Here is a 19,033-nt window from a genome sequence, read left to right on the forward strand (position 1 = left end):
GGACGCGGGTCCGCCCGGCGCGGCCCGTCGCCGCCCGGACGTGTCCCCCGGGGGCTACAGGCGCGGGTCCACCGGCTCCGACTCCAGCGCCAGGACCGCGAAGACCGGCTCGTGGACCCGCCACAGCGGCTCGCCCTCGGCCAGCCGGGAGAGCGCCTCCAGGCCCAGGGCGTACTCGCGCAGGGCCAGCGAGCGCTTGCGGCCCAGGAAGCGATGGCGCAGTTCCGGAAGGCTCTCGGTGTAGTCGGGGCCGTAGACGATCCGCAGGTACTCCCGGCCGCGCACCTTGATGCCGGGCTGCGTCCGGCTTCCCTCCGGGGCGTCCAGCGGCTTGACCACCATGCCCTCGCCGCCGGCGGCGGTCAGCTCCGACCACCAGGCGGTGGCCGCCTCCCGGGAGGAGTCCGAGGCGAGGTCGGCGAACACGTGCCGGGTGGGCGCGATCAGCGGGTCGGTGAGCCGCGAGAGCGTCTCCAGGTGCCAGGTGTGCGGCTCCAGGGCGGTGACGCGGCCCTCGCAGGCCAGGATCTGGAACGGCGCCAGCCGCAGACCGTCCAGCCCGTCCACTTCCCAGCAGTATCGCGCATAGGCGTCCCGGAATCGGGCAGCGTTATCCAGGCGGCGGCGGGTGCGGTCCAGCAGATCGCCCACATCCAACCCGCGCCCGGCCGCCGCCTCCAGCGCGGCGACCGCCTCGGGCAGCGCGGCGCGGGCCGCCGCCCCCACCGACGCGTACTGGCTGCGGATCAGCCCCTCCGCCTTCGCCGACCAGGGCAGCAGCTCGCCGTCGAGCACCAGCCAGTCGGTGCCCAGCTCGTCCATGAGCGGCTCGCACGCCCGCCGGAGCCGGTCCACCAGTCCGGTGGTGTCGTCGAAGAAAGACCGGCCGGTGCGGGTGTGCACGACCCCCGTGCTCCCGTCGGAGACCCCGAACCGCGCGGCGGCCGCCTCCGCGTTCCTGGCGAGCACGGCGACCGCCCGCGACCCCATGTGCTTCTCCTGGCAGACGACGCGGGTGACCCCGGCCGCGGCGAACTCCGCGAACGCCTCCTCCGGGTGCTCCAGGCAGCCGTCGAGGGCGGAGGTCTCCGGCGGCGCCATCGTCGGCGGCAGGTAGACCAGCCAGCGCGGATCGACCGCGAACCGGCTCATGATCTCCAGCGCCGCGGCCGTGTTCTCCTCCCGGACCTTGATACGGCCGCCGCCGTGGCGCACCTCGACGTGCATGGGGCCCCGGACGTCGCTCGCGGCGAGCGTGCCCGGGTCGCGGCGGCCGGGGGCGGCCACCGGCCGGAGCGGCCGGACCGGCTCGTACCAGGTCTTCCCGGCCGGCACCGAGACGATCTCCTTCTCGGGGTAGCGCAGCGCGGTGAGCCGGCCGCCGAACACGGCCCCGGTGTCCAGGCAGATCGTGTTGTTGACCCACTCGGGCTCGGGAACGGGGGTGTGGCCGTAGACGACCGTGGCCCGGCCCCGGTACTCCCGCGCCCAGGGGTAGCGCACCGGCAGGCCGTACTCGTCGGTCTCGCCGGTGGTGTCGCCGTACAGCGCGAAGGAGCGCACCCGCCCCGAGGCACGGCCGTGGTACGCCTCCTTCAGCCCGGCGTGCGCGACGACGAGCCGTCCGCCGTCGAGCCGGTAGTGGCTGATCAGCCCGTTCATGAAGGCCAGCGCGGCGGTGCGGAACTCCTCCGGCTCGGCCGCGAGCTGCTCCAGCGACTCCGCGAGGCCGTGGGCGACCCTGACCTTGCGGCCGGCGAGGGCGCGGGCGAGCTTCTGCTCGTGGTTGCCCGACACGCACAGCGCCGTCCCGGCGGCGACCATGCCCATGACCAGCCGGAGCACGCCCGGCGTGTCGGGCCCGCGGTCGACCAGGTCGCCGAGGAAGACCGCCGTCCGGCCCCCGGGGTGGGTCGCGCCGGCGCCGTCGGGGTGGATCTCCCAGCCGAGGGCGCGCAGCAGCGCCTCCAACTCGGCGCGGCAGCCGTGCACGTCGCCGATGATGTCGAACGGGCCGGTCAGCTCCCGCCGGTCGGTCCACGCCCGCTCGGTGACGACCGTGGCGGCCTCGATCTCGTCGGTCCCGCGCAGCACATGGACCCGGCGGAACCCCTCGCGGGAGAGGCCCCGCATCGACCGGCGCAGGTCCCCGGCCTGCCGCCGGATCACGTGGGGCCCGAAGTCCCGGTCGGGCCTGGCCGCGTTGCGCCCGGCCGCGACCGACTCCGGCACGTCCAGGACGATCGCGTCGGCGAGCACGTCGTGGGCCTTGGCGAGCTCGACGAGCCTCCCTCGCGCCTCCCGCTGGACGTTCGTGGCGTCCACGACCGTCAGCAGGCCGCGCCGCAGGCGGGTGCCGACGATGTGGTGCAGCACGTCGAAGGCGTCGGCGCTGGCGCCCTGGTCGTTCTCGTCGTCGGCCACCAGTCCGCGGCAGAAGTCGGAGGAGATGACCTGGGTGGGCGCGAAGCGGCGGCGGGCGAAGGTCGACTTGCCGCTGCCGGAGATCCCGACGAGCACGACCAGCGACATCTCCGGCACGACGATCTCGGTGGTCCCGGTGCTCTCGGTGATCCCGGCGCTCCCGGTGGTCCCGGTGCTCTCGGCGCTCTCGGTGATCTCGGTCATCCCGGTCACTCCCCTTCCCGTACCGTCTCGTCCGCCCGGGTGAACACCGCCAGCTGGGTGGGCGGCCCCGCCTCGGGGTCGTCCTCGCCGACCGGCCGGAACTCCGCCCGGTAGCCGTTGCGCTCGCCCGCCCCCAGCGCCCACGCCCGGAACTCGGCGCGGGTCCACTCGAAGCGGTGGTCGGGGTGGCGCATGCCGTCGAGGAACTCGTAGCGGACGTTGTACTCGGCGTTCGGCGTCGTCACGATCACGTGCCGGGGACGGGCCGCGCCGAAGACCACGTGCTCCAGCGCGCCCAGCCGGGACGGGTCCACGTGCTCGACGACCTCCATGAGCACCGCGGCGTCGTATCCGGCGAACCGGTCGTCGGTGTAGGTCAGCGCCCCCTGGAACAGCTCCAGCCGCTCCCTGCTCCGCTCCGGCATCCGGTCGAGCCGGAGCCGCCTGGCGGCGACGGCCAGCGCCTGCGTCGAGACGTCCGTACCGGCGACCCTGGTGAAGGCGGGCCGCTCCAGCAGCGCGCCGACGAGCTGCCCCGATCCGCAGCCCAGGTCGATGACCGTACGCGCGCCCAACTCCTCCAGCACACCGATCACCGCCTCCCGGCGCAGGACGTTCAGCGGGCGCCGGGACGGCGCGTCCGGCGCGGTCTCCTCCCCGCCGGCGCCGGGCGTCCCGGGCGCACCGGGATCGTCGCGTACGGCGGGGCCGGCGGGGTCCTCCTCGACGGGCGGCTCCAGCGCCTCCGCCACGTCGTCGCCCAGCTCGGCCAGGCGGGCGAAGGCCGCCCGCTCCAGCGCCCGGCGGCGGCCCAGGTAGCGGCGGGTGATCAGGTTCCGGTCGGGGTGGGCCGCCAGCCAGGACTCCCCCGCCCGGATGAGCTTGTCGACCTCGTCGGAGGCGATCCAGTAGTGCTTCGAGTCGTCCAGCACCGGCAGCAGCACGTAGAGCTGGTTGAGGGCGTCGGCCAGACGCAGCTCGCCGCGCAGCGTCAGCCGGACGTAGCGGGAGTCGCCCCATCGGGGGAACCGCTCGTCCAGCGGCACGGCTCCCGCCTCGACCGTCCAGCCCAGCGGCTCGAAGAACCGGCGGGCCGCCTCCGGCCCGCCCCGGCAGGGCAGGGCGGGCAGCGTGATCTCCAGCGGGATCGGCCGGGCGGCCAGCTCGGGGCGGGCGGCGCAGCGTCCGGCGCGGGCGGTGCGGAACACGTCCCCCATGGCCACGGCCAGCAGCGACGACGCGGCGTAGGGCCGGTCGTTGACGTACTGGCCCAGGGCGTAGTCGGGGGTGGACCGGCCGCGCGAGCGGACCAGGCGGACCGGGTCGACGTCCAGCATGAGCGCGGCGGTGCAGCGCTCCTCGTCCGCTTCGGGGTAGAAGACGCGGGCCACGCCGTACGACTGGCCGAACTCCTGGACCCGGCCGGGGTGCTTGTGCAGCAGGAACCCGAGGTCGGTCGCGGGGCGCGCGGTCGTGGAGATCGTGATCAGCACCCACGACAGTCTGCCTCATACCCGGCGAACCGAGCCATGGGTTAACCGGTCCCGGACCGGCCGGCCCCGCGCGGCGGCCGTGCGGGGCGGGACGGCCCCACCAGCGGGGCGGCGGCCGTGCGGGGCGGCTCCACCGGCGGGGCGGCCGCCGTACGGGGGAGAGGCGGCGGCCGTGCGGAGTGGGCGGGGCGGGCGGCGCGGTGGTCAGACGTGCGGGAGCACCTCGGCGGCGATGAGCTCCAGGTGGTCCAGGTCCGACAGGTCCAGGACCTGCAGATAGAGGCGCTCGGCGCCCAGCTCGGCGAACCTGCTGATCTTCTCGGCCACCTCGGCGGGGGTGCCCGCCAGCCCGTTGGCGCGCAGCGCGGCGAGGTCGTGCCCGGCGGCCCGCGCCCGGCGCTCGGCCTCGGCCTCGTCGGCCCCGACCGCCACGGTCTGCGCGGCCGACAGCACGATCGGGTCCCGGCCGGCGGCCTCGCACGCCTTCCTGACCCGGTCGAACGCCAGCTCGGTGTCGCCGAGGTCGTGGAACGGCAGGTTGTACTCGTCGGCGAACCGCGCGGCCAGCCGCGGGGTCCGCGTGGCGCCGAACCCGCCGATGATGATCGGCGGTCTCGGGCTCTGCGCCGGCTTGGGCAGGGCCGGGGAGTCGGCCAGCCGGTAGTGGGCGCCCTCGAAGGAGAAGGTCTCGCCGGGGGGCGTGGACCACAGCCCGGTGACGATCTCCAGCTGCTCCTCGAACCGGCTGAACCGCTCGCCGACCGGCGGGAACGGGATGCCGTAGGCGGTGTGCTCGGCGTCGAACCAGCCCGTCCCCAGCCCCAGCTCGACCCGGCCGCCGCTCATCTGGTCCACCTGGGCCACGCTGATCGCCAGCGGGCCGGGCAGCCGGAAGGTGGCGGGGCTGACCAGGGTGCCGAGCCGGATCGTGGAGGTGTCCCTGGCCAGGCCGGCGAGGGTCACCCAGGCGTCGGAGGAGCCCGGTCCGGGGTCGCCCTCGCCGATCCGCAGGTAGTGGTCCGACCGGAAGAACGCGTCGAACCCGAGCCGCTCCGCCGTCCGCGCGACCGTCAGCAGTTCCTCGTAGGTGGCGCCCTGCTGCGGTTCAGTGAAGATCCTCAACTTCATGTCCCCCATTATCCGGGCACACCGGACGGCATCCGCAGAAAGCCCGCCCCGCGCGGCGGGCCCTTGCTAGCGTTCGAGCCTTGAGAGGCGCCGGGTGGCGGATCCGGCGCGCAGAGCGACCATCGGGCGGCATCGAGGAGGGGGACCCATGCCGGTCACGACAGACCGCTCCGCCACCCGCGGTTCCGGCGGGCCCGGCACCCTGCCCCGGCCGCTGACCGCGCTGGCGTCGGCCGCGCTCCTGGCCGGGACCGGCGTCGCGGTGTGGCTGCTGCCGTCGGGTCCGGTGAACCGGCCCTGGGCGGGCGGCCCCGGGCCGGAGGGCCTGACCCGGGGCGGGGCCTCTCCTCGCGTGATCCCCTCCGGTCCGGGCGCCTCCGGTTCGGGCTCCTCCGGGCCGGGGTCCTCCCGGCCGGAGCCGCCGACCGGCCGCCCGTCCGGCGTCGTGCCCTTCGCCGACGTCGCCCGCGATCCGTCGTTCACCGCGTACGGCACGGCCGGGCGCTCCCGGTGGGTCGTCCTCGGCCACCTGGTGGCCGTCGGCGACGGCTGCGCCGCCGGATGGGCGGGCCTGCCCGGACGGGCCGGCGCGATCACCTCCCGCCTCGGCCCGATGCGCGCGGCCGGCGGCGAGGTGGGCGTCGTCTTCGGAGGCGCCGCGGGCCGCGAGCCGGCCGCCGCCTGCGCCGACCCGGACCGGCTCGCCGCCGCCTACCGCCGGGCGATCGGCGCGCTGGGAGCCTCCTACGCCGCCTTCGAGCCGCACGAGCCGGACGGCCCGGAGACCGTGCTGCGCCGCGCCCGCGCGATCGCGGCCCTCCAGCGCGAGGCGGCGGCGCGCGGCCGTCCCCTCACGGTGGGCGTCGCGCTGCCGACCACCGCGGCGGGGCTGACCCCTCGTGACCGGGCGATGCTCAGATCCACCCGGCTGGCCGGTGTGGAGATCGGCGCCGTCGACCTCCTGGTCCCGCTCGACCGCACCCCCGCCGGGCGCGCCCGTCTCGGCGCGGTCGCGGTGGCGGTCCGGGCGGCCCAGCCCCAGGTCGCCCGGTCCCTGGGCCGCCCGGCCGCCTGGGACAGGATCGCCCTGTCGCCGGTCCTGACCGGCCCGCGGGGGCTCACCGGCGCCGAGACCCGCACGCTGACCGGCTTCACCGCCCGCAACGGCCTGGCCTGGCTGTCGGTCCGGGAGGCCGCTCCCGGCCCCGGCCCCGGCGGGGCCCGCCTCCTGGCCGGCGCCCCCGGCCGCGAGAGGTGAGGGCCGCCGGCTTTCCGGCGGAAGCCCGGGTCAGTCGCCCTTTCCGGCGGGTTTCAGGAGGGCGACGCACTCCACGTGGTGGGTCATCGGGAAGGCGTCGAAGGCGCGCAGGTCGGCCAGGGTGTAGCGGTGCTCGGCGAACCAGGCGAGGTCGCGGGCGAGGGTGGCCGGGTCGCACGAGACGTAGACGACGCGGCTCGCGTCGAGGCCCGTGACGCGCTCGACGACCTCGCGGCCGAGGCCGGCCCGGGGCGGGTCGACGACGACGATGTCGGCGCGCTCGATGTCGAACCGGTCGAGGGCGTCCTCCACGCGGCCCCGGGCGAACCGGGCCTGGGGCAGGTCGCGGAGGTTGCGCTGGGCGTCGCGCACGGCGGCGGCGTCGGACTCGACGCCGAACACGGCGCCCTCCTCGCCGACCGCCTCGGCGAGCCCGGCGGCGAAGAGGCCGACCCCGCAGTAGAGGTCCAGGGCCCACTCCCCCGGCTGCGGGACGGCGAACTCCATGACCGCGTCCCGCAGCGCGGCGGCGGCGCCGGGGTGGATCTGCCAGAAACCGCTGCCGGTGACCTGGAAGTCCCGGTCGCCGACCCGCTCGACGACGTGGCCGCGGCCGTGGACCGCGCGGGTGCGGCCCCTGCCCTCGTCGACGAGGACGGCGACGCTCCGGTCGAGGTCGGGCACGGCCACCGTACGGCGCGGCCTGGGGGTGATCACCACGGCCTGGTCGCCGGTGCCGGAGGCGATGACCTCCACCGTGGAGGCGTTGCGCCAGTTCATCACCTCGACGCCGACGTTCTCCACCTCGGGGTGCGCGATCAGGCAGAGGTCCACCGGCTGGATGTCGTGGGAGCGGTGGCGGCGCAGGCCCGCGACGCCGTCGCGGTCGACGGCGAACTGCACGCGGGTGCGCCAGCCGAGGCCGTCGGGGGCGCCGGGGACCTCCTCGACGACGCCCTTCCACTCGATCCCGGCCAGGCGGCGCAGCTGCTCGGCGACGACCTCGGTCTTGAGCAGGCGCTGGGCGTCGAGGGAGGCGTGCTGCCAGTCGCAGCCGCCGCAGAGACCGGGGCCGGCGAAGGGGCACGGCGGGGTCACCCGGTCGGGTGAGGGCTGGAGGATCTCGACCGCGTCGGCGCGCAGGAACCGGGTGGTCTCCTCGGTCACCTCGGCCATGACGCGCTCGCCGGGCAGGGCGTGGCGGACGAAGACCACCCGGCCGTCATGGCGGGCGACGCACCAGCCGCCGTGGGCGACGGGTCCCACCGTCAGTTCGATCGCCATGATCTGATGCCCCCAAAGATTCCTGTCGAGCCTCCCCGCGGTCCGGAGCGCATACGACGTATACGAAAGATTAAGCCTTGGTGTCCTGGCCGCGATCCACCCCCTGCGGCACGTCCCCGGGCCAGGGGCGGCGGACGGCCGTGGCGGCGGCCCGCTGGGCGCGGCGGCTCTTGAGGCGGTCGGCGGAGTGCAGCTGCCAGGGCACGCTGGTCACCATTACGCCGGGCTGGAACAGCAGGCGGCCCTTGAGCCGCAGCGCGCTCTGGTTGTGCAGCAGGTGCTCCCACCAGTGACCGACCACGTACTCGGGGATGTAGACGGTCACCACGTCGCGCGGCGAGCGGCGGCGCAGCGACTTGACGTACTCCAGGATCGGCCTGGTGATCTCGCGGTAGGGCGAGTCGAGGGTCTTCAGCGGTACGGCGATGCCCCGCCGCTCCCACTCCTCCTGCAGTGCCCTGGCCTCCTCGCCCTCCACGCCCACGGTGACGGCCTCCAGGGTGGAGGGGCGGGTGGCGCGGGCGTAGGAGAGGGCCCGCAGCGTCGGCTTGTGGATCTTGGAGACCAGGACGACGGCGTGGTTGCGGGCCGGCAGCATCGACTCGTCCACCTGCGTGTCCTCGGCGATGGCCAGCTCCTGCGAGACGTTGTCGTAGTGACGGCGGATGGCCTTCATCATCAGGAACAGCGCGGGCATGGCCGCGCAGACGATCCAGGCGCCGTGGGTGAACTTGGTCAGCAGCACCACCACCAGCACCAGGCCGGTCATGACGCCGCCGAAGAAGTTGATCACCCGGGAGCGCCGCATCCGGGCGCGCGCCCGCGGTTCGCTCTCGCCCCTCAGGTGGCGGGTCCAGTGCCGCACCATGCCGGTCTGGCTGAGGGTGAAGGAGACGAAGACGCCGACGATGTAGAGGTTGAGCAGGCGGCTGACGTCGGCCTGGAACCCCCACAGCAGCAGGCAGGCCCCGGCCGCCAGGATGACGATGCCGTTGGAGAAGGCGAGCCGGTCGCCCCGGTTGTGCAGCTGGCGGGGCAGGAAGCGGTCCTGGGCCAGGATGGCGCCGAGCACCGGGAAGCCGTTGAAGGCGGTGTTGGCCGCCAGGAACAGGATCAGCGCGGTGACGGCGGCGATGACGATGAAGAACACCGATCCGCTGCCGAACACGGCCTCGGCGACCTGGGCGATGATCGGCGGCTGGTTGTAGCCGGGCCCGGCGGGACGGCCGTCGATGAGCACGCTGGTCGCGGCGGTGGCGGGGTCGGCGAGCTTGACGCCGGAGGCCAGGCCGAGCGAGATGATGCCGATGAACATGGTGATCGCGATCAGGCCCATCATCAGCAGCGTGGTCGCGGCGTTCTTGCTCTTGGGCTTGCGGAAGGCGGGCACGCCGTTGCTGATCGCCTCCACGCCGGTGAGGGCGGCGCAGCCGGAGGAGAACGCCCGCAGGATCAGAAACACCGCCGCCAGGGAGGCGAGGTTCGACTGCTCGCCGATGATCTGGTAGCCGGCGGTGGGCGCCCGCAGTTCGTCGCCGAGCACCAGCAGCCGGAAGCCGCCCCACAGGACCAGGCCGATGACGGCGAACATGAAGGTGTAGGTGGGGATGGCGAAGGCCGCCCCGGACTCGCGGATGCCGCGGAGGTTGACGATCGTCAGCAGCACGACGATGAGGATCGCGATCTGCGGCTTGTGCTCGGCGACGTAGGGGATCGTCGCGCCCACGTAGTCGACGCCGTTGGCCACCGACACCGCGACGGTGAGGATGTAGTCGACCATGAGCGCACTGGCCACGGTGAGGCCGGCGTTCTGCCCGAGGTTGACGGTGGCCACCTCGTAGTCGCCGCCGCCGCTGGGGTAGGCGTGCACGTTCTGCCGGTAGGAGGCGACGACCGTGAGCATCACCACGACCACCGCGGCGGCGACCCAGGGGGCGAAGCCGTAGAAGGAGACACCGGCGATCGACAGGATGACGAGGATCTCCTGGGGCGCGTAGGCGACCGAGGAGAGAGCGTCACTGGCGAAAACCGGCAGCGCGATGCGCTTGGGGAGCAGTTGCTCATGCAGCTGCGTGCTGCGCAGCGCGCGCCCGATGAAGAGGCGCTTGACGAGGTCCGTCACCTTTGACACGTCTGCCGATGCTAGTCGCTGTCAAACCCCGCCGACACGGCACTCCCCCACCGGGCCATACTGGCTAGGTACATTCGGAGCAAGATCCGCCTCAAGCGACCGGCGGGGGAGCATGCATATCGTGATCATGGGGTGTGGGCGTGTCGGTTCCACGCTGGCGCACATCCTGGAGGACAGCGGCCACTCGGTCGCCATCATCGACCGGGACCCCCAGGCGTTCCGCCGCCTGCGGGCGGGGTTCCGGGGCCGCCGGGTGACCGGCGTCGGCTTCGACCGCGACGTGCTGGAGGAGGCCGGGATCGAGTCGGCCGGCGCCTACGTGGCGGTGAGCAGCGGCGACAACTCCAACATCATCTCCGCCCGGGTCGCCCGCGAGACGTTCGGCGTGGACAACGTGGTGGCCCGGATCTACGACTCCCGGCGCGCCGAGGTCTACCAGCGGCTGGGCATCCCCACCGTGGCCACGGTCCGCTGGACCGCCGACCAGATCCTGCGGCGGGTGCTGCCCGAGGGCGCCGAGCCGCTGTGGCGCGACCCCACCGGGACCGTCGTGCTCGCCGAGGTGGCCTACCACCCGGGCTGGATCGGCACCAGGATCAGGGACCTGGAGGCGGAGGCGGGCACCCGCACGGCCTTCGTCAACCGGATGGGCGAGACCCTGCTGCCCAAGAGCGACACCGTGCTGCAGGAGGGCGACATCCTGCACGTCATGGCGGCTGGGAACGACATGGACCGCATCAACAAGGTGCTGTCCGGGGCTCCGGAGGAGAGGCACTGATGCGCGTCACCATCGCCGGTGCGGGGGCCGTCGGCCGGTCCATCGCCGCCGAGCTCCTGGAGAACGGCCACGAGGTCCTGCTCATCGACATCGACCCCAAGGCCATCAAGATCGACACGGTGCCGCGGGCGGAGTGGCTGCTCGCCGACGCCTGTGAGATCTCCTCGCTGGACGAGGCGGGTCTGGCCGACTGTCACGTGGTCGTCGCCGCCAGCGGCGACGACAAGGTCAACCTCGTCGTCTCCCTGCTCGCCAAGACCGAGTACGGCGTGCCCCGCGTGGTCGCCCGGATCAACCACCCCAAGAACGAGTGGCTGTTCAACGAGTCGTGGGGGGTGGACGTCGCCGTCTCGACCCCGCGGCTGCTGAGCGCGCTGGTGGAGGAGGCGGTGAGCGTGGGCGACCTGGTCCGGCTGATGACCTTCCGCCAGGGCCAGGCCAACCTGGTCGAGCTCACACTCCCCGAGGACGCGCCGGTCGTCGGCCACCGGGCCGGGTCGGTGCCGTGGCCCACCGATACCGCGCTGGTGGCGATCCTGCGCGAGGGCCGGGTGCTGGTGCCCAGCGAGGACGACCCGCTGGAGGCCGGCGACGAGCTGATGTTCGTGGCCAACCAGGAGGTCGAGGAGGAGCTGGCCCGGCTGCTGTCCCCCCGCCCGGCGGGCTGAGCCGCGCGACACGCGGAAACGGCCGCGGTACGGCGATGCCGTACCGCGGCCGTTTCCACGTGTCGGGGAGCCCGCTCGGGGGCGCCGGTGTCTGGACCGAGGAACGCAGGAGCGAAGCGACGGAGTGACGAGGGAAGACACCGGACACCAGCCCCCGAGCCGCGACGCGCAGCGTCGCCATGAGCCCGCGAGGGGGCGCCGGTGTCTGGACTGAGGAGAGAGCGAGCGCAGCGAGCGAACGACGAGGGAAGACACCGGGCTCAAGCCCCCGAGCCGCGACGCGCAGCGTCGCCATGAGCCCGCGAGGGGGCGCCGGTGTCTGGACTGAGGAGGGAGCGAGCGCAGCGAGCGAACGACGAGGGAAGACACCGGGCTTGAGCCCCCGAGCCGCGACGCGCAGCGTCGCCATGAACACAGCGAGGGGGCGCCGGTGTCTGGACCGAGGAGAGAGCGAGCGCAGCGAGCGAACGACGAGGGAAGACACCGGGCTCAAGCCCCCGAGCCGCGACGCGCAGCGTCGCCATGAACTACGTGGGACGGACCGGGGTCCGGCCCCTGGTCAGCAGCCACACCATCGCGGCGAGTCCGGCGATCTGCAGCGGCCAGCCCATGGCGATCTTGAGGATGCCCAGCTCGGCCACGGCGTCGTTGCCGCCGATGAGGTAGACCGGCAGCTGCACGGCCACCCGGATCACGCACGGGGCCAGCAGCAGCCAGGTGAGCCTGGAGCAGAGCCGCACCACCGCCGGGTCGGCGCGCCAGCCGGTCGGGTCGCCGGTGACCGACCCGATCAGGAAGCCCACCACGGGCCACCGGGTGACGATGGACAGCAGCATCGCCACGGCGTATCCCGCGTTGTAGAGGATGCCCGGGAGGTAGACGTCGCGGGCCTCACCGGTGCGGGAGGCGAAGAACGCGCCGATCCCGATGCCGATGAGGCTGTTGACGACGAACTGCGGCGTCGAGCGCTGCGCCAGCCGCACCACGAGCAGCACCACCGCCGCCGCGATGCTGATGGTCAGCGACTGCCGCAGGTCGGAGGTGACGACCCAGGTCAGGGTGAAGACGATCGTGGGCACGGCCGCTTCGACGACGCCCCGCGCCCCGCCGAACGCCTTGGCGAGCTGGACGCGGATCGCCGCCTCGACGGTGTCGTGCGCGGTGGCCTCCGCGGACGCCGCCGGGCCCTGCTTCGCGGCCCCGGCGGAGGGGTCAGGGGTGGTCATCTTCTGGTTCACCGCTCCGTGCTCGTCGATGGGTCACGCACCGCCCGCGGGACGCAGCTCGTAGCGCGGGTTGAACATCACCTTGCGGCCGTCCTGCACGCTGACCAGCCCCTCGGCCAGGACCATGCGGCCCGGCTCGATCCCGGCGATCTTCCGGCGGCCGAGCCAGATCAGCTCGATCACGTCGGAGCCGTCGTAGAGCTCCGCCTCCAGCGCCGGGGCACCCCCACGGGGCCGCAGCGTCACCGTACGCAGTGTACCGGTCACGCAGAACCTGCGGCGCCCGGCGCAGGAGACGATGGGGGTGGCGCCATGCCGGTCGAGGTCCTGCTGGAGCTCGTCGGCCTCCAGCTCCTCCTGACTCGTGGTCAGCCGCCGGAAGAAACTCCGAAACCCGCCCTGTTTATGCGGTTCCTGAGAACCCACGACCTCTCCTTCACATACGTGTTGCAACAGCGTACGCGATCCGGTGGGTCAACGGATCTCGGCGATCTCGGGCCCCCGCTCGAACGGCCGGAGGTCCCGGCCGTTCGGGGCCTCGGCCTGCTGCTCCATGGCCTGGCGGGCCTCCGGGGGCAGCCGCAGCTCGATCGGCTCCTTCGGCACCATCGGCTCGTCCCCCCGGACGACGACGATGTCGCGGACCACGTCCTCCAGGGTCGCGGCCACCCCGGCGTCCGTCGCGGCGCGCCCGCTGACGACCGCCCGCAGGAACCAGCGCGGGCCGTCGACGCCGATGTAGCGGACCGGCTGGGCGACCCCGTCGGCGGGGACCCGGGCGTCCAGCTCGACGCCGAACGGCCCCTCCTTCTCCTCGGCGGTCCCGCCCGCGGCCTTCACGCCCGCGGCCAGCTCGGCCCGGACCTCGTCCCAGATGCCGTTGCGCTTGGGCGCGGCGAAGGCGTGTATCTGCAGGGCGCTCTCCTCGAACAGGATGACCGCGCCGACGATCTGCTCGCCGGCGAGGTTGAGCTGCACCTCGAACCCCTGGTCGACGGGCAGCCGCAGGCCGCCCAGATCGACCCGCTCCCGGTCGGGGTAGGCGTCGGCGGCGTCCCACGGGCCGGACTCCCTGGCCGGCCCCCCTGTGATCCCCCTGGGCTCCTCGGTCCGCGCGAACTCCTCGGCCGGGGCCGGGGACTCCTCACGACGGCGACGTCCGAACACTTTCCTCACGCTCCTTGAAGTCTCGATGCGGCGGGCCACCGGCCGGTGGCCCGCCGGCTCTCAGCGGCCGGTGGAGCCGAAGCCCCCCGCGCCGCGCGCCGATCCCGGCAGCCGGTCCACCTCGTGGAACACCGCCCTGGCGACCCGCTGGACCACCAGCTGCGCGATGCGGTCCCCCCTGCGCAGCCGTACGGCCCGCCCGGTGTCGGTGTTGAGCAGCGTCACCCTGATCTCGCCACGGTAGCCCGCGTCGACGGTGCCGGGCGCGTTCACGATCGTCACGCCGTGCTCGGCCGCCAGGCCGGAGCGCGGGTGGACGAAGGCGGCGTAGCCGTCGGGCAGCGCGATCGCCACGCCGGTGCCCACGGTGGCGCGTCCACCCGGCGGCAGCTCGACGTCCTCGGCCGCGCGCAGGTCGGCGCCGGCGTCGCCCGGGTGGGCGTAGTCCGGCAGCGGCAGCCCGGCGTCGACGCGGCTGATCAGCACCTCGACCTTTTCGCTCACGGGTTCACCTCGTAGTCGTGATGCTCGTCCAGGAGGGTCTGGGCGTCGCCGTGCTCGGCGAAGTGCTCCATGCCGACCTCGACGAAGAGGGCGGCGGCCCGTACGGCGACCGGTCCGTCGGCCGAGCCGATCCGCCCCTCTGCTTCAAGGTACGCCTTCCGGCCCGACACCCCGGTGCACCAGGCCCGGAGGTGCAGGGTGGTGCCGACCGGGACCGGCGCGAGGTAGTCGGTCTCCAGCCGGGCGGTGACGTAGGGGCGGCGGAACAGCCAGATGGACATGCCGATGACCTCGTCCATCGCCGTGGCGAGCACGCCGCCGTGCGCGAGGCCCGGGGCGCCCTGGTGGGCCTCGGCGACGGTGAACTCGGCGACCACCGTCTCCCCGTCGGGCGTGACGGCCTTCAGGTGCAGGCCGGTGGGGTGCCGGTCGCCGCAGCCGAAGCAGCGGCTGTAGTGGGAGCCGAGCGGCTCACCGGGGCCGGGGGCGCCGGAGGCCGGCCGGGGGCCGGCCGCTCCGGGCGGAGGGGTCGTCAGGGCTGAACGGGTCACGAGGCAGAACGTTACCGCCTGGGCTGCGGCGACTCCTCATTCACCGGATCCTCCCCCACCGGCCCGGCGGCCCCTTCGGCGCCGGAGGGAACGGTCCTTTCCGACGATCCGGCCTCCCCGGCCGCGCCGTCCGATCCGGCCGGCGTGTCCCCGGCCGGGTCGGACGCGGCCGGCGGGGTCCGCGGCCCCTCGGCCTCCTCGGCCCCCTCGGGTGGTTCGTGCGGTGGGGCGGGTGGCAGGGCCGGTTGGTCACCGGTCAGCGCGGGCAGCGCCCGGTAGAACACCGCGGCGATCGGCACCGCCACCGCGGCCCCGGCGATGCCCGCCACGACGCCGCCCACGGCCAGCACCAGGATGATCGCCAGCGGGTGGAAGTCGAGCGCCCGGCCGACGATCAGCGGCTGGAGCACGTGGTTCTCCAGCTGCTGCTCGATCACCAGGATCCCCACGAAGATCAGGGCGTAGAACAGGCCCTTGGCGCCGAGGGTGACCAGCGCCGCGACCGCCCCGGCGAAGAGGATGCCGATGAGGGGGATGAAACTGGCCATGAAGATCAGCACGGCGAGCGGCGCCCAGAGCGGCACGCCCATCCCGGCGAGCACGATGCCCATGACCACGCCGTGCACGGCGGCCACCGCGACCGTGCCGTGCACGTAGTGCGACAGCGTGGTCCAGGCGGCGCGTCCGGCCCGGTCGACGCGGGGCGCGACGGAGCCGAACGCCTTCAGGAGCCACGACCAGATCCGGGCGCCGTCCTTGAGCAGGAAGAAGGTGACGAAGACCACCAGCACCAGGGAGGCCAGCACCTCCACCGCGACGGTGGCGCCGGTGAGGACCGTCTGGGTGATCTGGTTACGGCTGGCGCTGAGCTGGTCGGTGAGGCTGTCGATCCAGGTGCTGATCTGGTTGCGCTGCAGGTGCAGCGGCCCGGTGTACAGCCAGTTCTCCACGTCCTTGATCGTGGATCTGAGCTGGTCGATCACCCGGGGGAACTCTTCGCTGGCCCGCAGCCCGATGAACCAGCCGACGCCGGCCAGCACCGCGAGCGCGATCAGCATGGTCAGCCAGGTGGCGTAGATCGGCCGCATCCCCAACGCCCGGAACCTGCTGGTGAGGGGGGACAGCAGCGCCGTCAGCAGCAGCGCGACCGCGACCGGCAGCACCACGATGTGCAGCATCAGGATGAACTGCCAGAAGTAGAAGACGGCCCAGCCGATGATGATCAGACACAGGCTCCAGGCCGCCAGCCAGAGCAGTGTGCGTGGCACCAGATGGGTCAGACGTTCCCGGTCGGAGATCACGCATTCCAGACTGTCACGTCACGGCCTGCGGCGCGCATGGTCAACGCCCGGAGACGGAAGAGGCGGGTCAAGGAACGGCAAAGGGGAGGCCCGGCGGGACGCCGGGCCTCCCCTCGCGCGGGCACCGGATCAGCGTTCTCCCGGCGGCCGGGAGATCACTCTGTCCTCGAGGTAGCAGTTGCAGCTGCCGCACCCTGGCGTCATGCGCCGTCCTCCCCTCGCCTGCCCTGACCTGTCCGTGCCTCGACCGTACGGCAGGACCGCCCGACGCGGAGGACAGATTCCCGTGGGCTCAGGTGAGGACGACCTCCACCGTCAGGTCGCCCTCGGCGGTCTCCAGAACGAACTCCTCGACGGCGCCCGCGCCGCACAGGTCGTCCTGGGCCTGCCGTACCAGGTCGGCCTGGGTGCCGGTGACGGTCAGCCGGGAGACCTCTGCGCGCATCGAGAGCCGGGCGTCGGACTTGGCCTTGCGGACGCGGCCGAGGACCGCCGCGACCGCCGGCAGCAGGTCGGGCAGGCCGCCCGTCTCGCGGGCCTCGGGCCAGGCCGCCCGGTGCACCGAGCCCTCGCGCCACCAGGACCAGACCTCCTCGGTGACGAACGGCAGGAAGGGCGCGAACAGCCGCAGCAGGACGTCGAGGGCCTCGCGCAGCGCCGCGCGGGCCGAGCGGGCGGGGCCGCCCTCGCCGTAGGCACGGTTCTTGACCAGCTCCAGGTAGTCGTCGCAGAACTCCCAGAAGAACCGCTCGGTCCGCTCCAGCGCGCGGGTGTAGTCGTAGGACTCGAACGCCTCGGTGGCCTCGCCGACCACCTGCGACAGGCGGGCGAGCATCGACAGGTCCACCGGCTCGGTGACCTCGGTGACCTCGGTGACCTCGGCGGCCCCGCCGTCCTCCCGCCCGCCGTCCCGCCCGTCCCCGGCCTCGCCCAGGCCCAGGATGAACTTCGAGGCGTTCAGGATCTTGATCGCCAGGCGGCGGCCGACCTTGATCTGCCCGACGTCGAACGCGGTGTCGGTGCCCGGCCGGCCGCTCGCCGCCCAGTAGCGGACCGCGTCGGAGCCGTACTGCTCCAGCAGGCCCAGCGGGGTGACGACGTTGCCCACCGACTTGGACATCTTCTTGCGGTCGGGGTCGAGGATCCAGCCGGAGATGGCGGCGTTGCGCCAGGGCAGGGTGCCGTGCTCCAGGTGCGCGCGGACCACGGTGGAGAACAGCCAGGTCCGGATGATCTCGTGGGCCTGCGGGCGCAGGTCCATCGGGAAGACCTTGGCGAACAGCTCGTCGTCGATGCCCCAGCCGCCCGCGATCTGCGGGCTCAGCGAGGAGGTGGCCCAGGTGTCCATGACGTCCGGGTCCGCGGTGAATCCCCCCGCCTTGCCGCGCTGGTCCTCGGTGTAGCCGGGTGGCACGTCGCTCTCGGGGTCGATGGGCAGCGTGGACTCCTCCGGCAGGATCGGCCGGAGGTGGTCGGGCTCGCCCGCGGCGTCGAGGGGGTACCACACCGGGATCGGCACGCCGAAGAACCGCTGCCGGGAGACCAGCCAGTCACCCGCCAGGCCCTCCACCCAGGACTCGTAGCGGACCCTCATCCGCTCCGGATGCCAGGACAGCTCCCGCCCGCGTGCCAGCAGCGCCTCGCGCAGCCCGGCGTCGCGCCCGCCGTTGCGGATGTACCACTGGCGGGTGGTGACGATCTCCAGCGGGCGGTCGCCCTTCTCGTAGAACTTCACCGGGCGCCTCACCGGCCGGGGCTCGCCGTCCATCTCGCCCGACGCCCGCAGCAGCTCCACGACCCGCTCCCGGGCGCCGTGCACGGTCCGGCCGGCCAGCTCGCCGTACGGCCCGGCCGGGACGCCGGCGGGCGGCTCGGGCAGCAGCCTGCCGTCCCGGCCGATGACCGGGCGGGTGGGGAGGTTCAGCTCGCGCCACCAGGTGATGTCGGTGACGTCGCCGAAGGTGCAGACCATCGCGATGCCGGAGCCCTTGCCCGGCTCGGCCAGGTGGTGGGGCAGCACCGGCACCTCGACGCCGAACAGCGGCGTGACGACGGTGGTGCCGAACAGCGGGCGGTAGCGCTCGTCGTCGGGGTGGGCGACCAGCGCCACGCAGGCGGGCAGCAGCTCGGGCCGGGTCGTCTCGATCCAGACGCGCTGCCCGGCGGCCGGGCTCCCGGGGGCGGCGGTGAAGGCGATCCGGTGGAAGGCGCCGGGGTGCTCGCGGTCCTCCAGCTCGGCCTGGGCGACGGCCGTGCGGAAGGTGACGTCCCACAGTGTGGGCGCCTCGGCGAGGTAGGCCTCGCCGCGGGCGAGGTTGCGCAGGAAGCCGCGCTGGGAGGCGGCCCGCGCGCCGCCGTCGATGGTGGCGTAGGTCAGCGACCAGTCGACCGACAGGCCCAGGCGCCGCCACAGCTCCTCGAACGCCTTCTCGTCCTCGATGGTGAGCCGCTCGCACAGCTCGATGAAGTTGCGGCGCGAGATCGGCACCTGCCGTTTGGGGTCGGGGTCGGCCGGCGGGCGGAAGGCGGGGTCGTAGGGGACGGAGGGGTCGCAGCGCACGCCGAAGTGGTTCTGCACCCGGCGCTCGGTGGGCAGGCCGTTGTCGTCCCAACCCATGGGGTAGAAGACCTCGCGGCCGCGCATGCGCTGGAAGCGGGCGATCGCGTCGGTGTGGGTGTAGGAGAAGACATGGCCGACGTGCAGGGATCCGGAGACGGTCGGGGGCGGGGTGTCGATCGAGTAGATCTCCTCCCGGCCGCGCGACCTGTCGAAGCGATATGTCCCCTCGGCCTCCCAGCGGGTTACCCATACGGATTCCAGCCCGTCGAGAGTCGGCTTCCCGGGCATGGCCGCATGGCGTGATCGCTGGTGTGTCATGCCTCCCCATGGTATGGCTTCACGCGTCCCCGCGACGG

15 protein-coding genes are annotated in these 19,033 nt (G+C 73.6%); 3 read left to right on the forward strand and 12 right to left on the reverse strand.

Features of this window, described 5'->3' with window-relative positions; genetic code table 11:
- Positions 1–54 precede the first annotated feature (54 nt).
- The 3 genes from IEZ10_RS05430 to IEZ10_RS05440 form a co-directional block, all read right to left on the reverse strand.
- On the reverse strand, positions 55–2,628 hold the full coding sequence (locus IEZ10_RS05430) for a polynucleotide kinase-phosphatase (RefSeq protein ID WP_189245350.1): 2,574 nt from the start codon (positions 2,626–2,628) through the stop codon (positions 55–57).
- A gap of 5 nt (positions 2,629–2,633) precedes the next feature.
- Entirely contained in the window at positions 2,634–4,121 is a 1,488-nt protein-coding gene (locus IEZ10_RS05435) for a 3' terminal RNA ribose 2'-O-methyltransferase Hen1 (RefSeq protein WP_189245351.1), read from the reverse strand.
- Positions 4,122–4,325: 204 nt separating this feature from the next.
- Positions 4,326–5,249: an LLM class F420-dependent oxidoreductase gene (locus IEZ10_RS05440; RefSeq protein ID WP_189245352.1), complete on the reverse strand. Its 924-nt coding sequence runs from the start codon at positions 5,247–5,249 to the stop codon at positions 4,326–4,328.
- A gap of 148 nt (positions 5,250–5,397) precedes the next feature.
- Here IEZ10_RS05440 and IEZ10_RS05445 point away from each other — a divergent pair, with 148 nt between their 5' ends.
- A complete protein-coding gene (locus tag IEZ10_RS05445) occupies positions 5,398–6,507 on the forward strand; it encodes a glycoside hydrolase family 18 protein (protein ID WP_189245353.1) in 1,110 nt (369 codons plus the stop codon).
- A gap of 30 nt (positions 6,508–6,537) precedes the next feature.
- Here IEZ10_RS05445 and IEZ10_RS05450 read toward each other — a convergent pair whose 3' ends face one another.
- The gene (locus tag IEZ10_RS05450; protein ID WP_189245354.1) at positions 6,538–7,791 is read right to left on the reverse strand and encodes a class I SAM-dependent RNA methyltransferase; all 1,254 of its coding nucleotides are present in this window, start codon (positions 7,789–7,791) and stop codon (positions 6,538–6,540) included.
- 70 nt (positions 7,792–7,861) lie between these two features.
- Positions 7,862–9,922 (reverse strand): APC family permease, encoded by a 2,061-nt coding sequence (locus IEZ10_RS05455; RefSeq protein WP_189245355.1) that lies wholly within the window; start codon positions 9,920–9,922, stop codon positions 7,862–7,864.
- Positions 9,923–10,034: 112 nt separating this feature from the next.
- Between IEZ10_RS05455 and IEZ10_RS05460 the strand changes: the two genes are divergently transcribed.
- Both IEZ10_RS05460 and IEZ10_RS05465 read left to right on the forward strand, forming a co-directional pair.
- Positions 10,035–10,700 (forward strand): potassium channel family protein, encoded by a 666-nt coding sequence (locus tag IEZ10_RS05460; RefSeq protein WP_189245356.1) that lies wholly within the window; start codon positions 10,035–10,037, stop codon positions 10,698–10,700.
- On the forward strand, positions 10,700–11,368 hold the full coding sequence (locus IEZ10_RS05465) for a potassium channel family protein (protein ID WP_189245357.1): 669 nt from the start codon (positions 10,700–10,702) through the stop codon (positions 11,366–11,368). Before IEZ10_RS05460 ends, IEZ10_RS05465 begins: the two co-directional genes overlap by 1 nt.
- A gap of 527 nt (positions 11,369–11,895) precedes the next feature.
- Here IEZ10_RS05465 and IEZ10_RS05470 read toward each other — a convergent pair.
- The 7 genes from IEZ10_RS05470 to valS all read right to left on the reverse strand — a co-directional run bounded on the left by IEZ10_RS05470 (position 11,896) and on the right by valS (position 18,995).
- Positions 11,896–12,594, reverse strand: a complete 699-nt coding sequence (locus IEZ10_RS05470; protein WP_189245703.1) for a DUF3159 domain-containing protein — start codon at positions 12,592–12,594, stop codon at positions 11,896–11,898.
- 33 nt (positions 12,595–12,627) lie between these two features.
- Positions 12,628–13,020, reverse strand: a complete 393-nt coding sequence (locus IEZ10_RS05475) for an OB-fold nucleic acid binding domain-containing protein (protein WP_189245358.1) — start codon at positions 13,018–13,020, stop codon at positions 12,628–12,630.
- Between the two features lie 48 nt (positions 13,021–13,068).
- A complete protein-coding gene (locus tag IEZ10_RS05480) occupies positions 13,069–13,770 on the reverse strand; it encodes a DUF3710 domain-containing protein (RefSeq protein WP_229810973.1) in 702 nt (233 codons plus the stop codon).
- Positions 13,771–13,821: 51 nt separating this feature from the next.
- The gene (gene dut / locus IEZ10_RS05485) at positions 13,822–14,265 is read right to left on the reverse strand and encodes a dUTP diphosphatase (RefSeq protein ID WP_189245359.1); all 444 of its coding nucleotides are present in this window, start codon (positions 14,263–14,265) and stop codon (positions 13,822–13,824) included.
- A complete protein-coding gene (locus IEZ10_RS05490) occupies positions 14,262–14,816 on the reverse strand; it encodes a PaaI family thioesterase (RefSeq protein ID WP_179826990.1) in 555 nt (184 codons plus the stop codon). Before IEZ10_RS05490 ends, dut begins: the two co-directional genes overlap by 4 nt.
- Before the next feature lie 11 nt (positions 14,817–14,827).
- Positions 14,828–16,117 carry an AI-2E family transporter gene (locus IEZ10_RS05495; RefSeq protein WP_189245360.1) on the reverse strand — a complete coding sequence of 430 codons (1,290 nt, stop codon included), beginning with the start codon at positions 16,115–16,117 and terminating at the stop codon, positions 14,828–14,830.
- A gap of 292 nt (positions 16,118–16,409) precedes the next feature.
- Positions 16,410–18,995: a valine--tRNA ligase gene (gene valS, locus IEZ10_RS05500; RefSeq protein WP_189245361.1), complete on the reverse strand. Its 2,586-nt coding sequence runs from the start codon at positions 18,993–18,995 to the stop codon at positions 16,410–16,412.
- Positions 18,996–19,033 lie beyond the last annotated feature (38 nt).

This window comes from Streptosporangium pseudovulgare, assembly GCF_014648055.1.
Taxonomy (GTDB): domain Bacteria; phylum Actinomycetota; class Actinomycetes; order Streptosporangiales; family Streptosporangiaceae; genus Streptosporangium; species Streptosporangium pseudovulgare.

Excerpts from the sequence above, each read along its gene's own strand:
- IEZ10_RS05430 (WP_189245350.1), bottom strand. The coding sequence starts at position 2,628 with ATGACCGAGATCACCGAGAGCGCCGAGAGCACCGGGACCACCGGGAGC.
- IEZ10_RS05440 (WP_189245352.1), bottom strand. The coding sequence starts at position 5,249 with ATGAAGTTGAGGATCTTCACTGAACCGCAGCAGGGCGCCACCTACGAG.
- IEZ10_RS05445 (WP_189245353.1), top strand. The coding sequence starts at position 5,398 with ATGCCGGTCACGACAGACCGCTCCGCCACCCGCGGTTCCGGCGGGCCC.
- IEZ10_RS05450 (WP_189245354.1), bottom strand. The coding sequence starts at position 7,791 with ATGGCGATCGAACTGACGGTGGGACCCGTCGCCCACGGCGGCTGGTGC.
- IEZ10_RS05460 (WP_189245356.1), top strand. The coding sequence starts at position 10,035 with ATGCATATCGTGATCATGGGGTGTGGGCGTGTCGGTTCCACGCTGGCG.
- IEZ10_RS05465 (WP_189245357.1), top strand. The coding sequence starts at position 10,700 with ATGCGCGTCACCATCGCCGGTGCGGGGGCCGTCGGCCGGTCCATCGCC.
- IEZ10_RS05470 (WP_189245703.1), bottom strand. The coding sequence starts at position 12,594 with ATGACCACCCCTGACCCCTCCGCCGGGGCCGCGAAGCAGGGCCCGGCG.
- valS (WP_189245361.1), bottom strand. The coding sequence starts at position 18,995 with ATGACACACCAGCGATCACGCCATGCGGCCATGCCCGGGAAGCCGACT.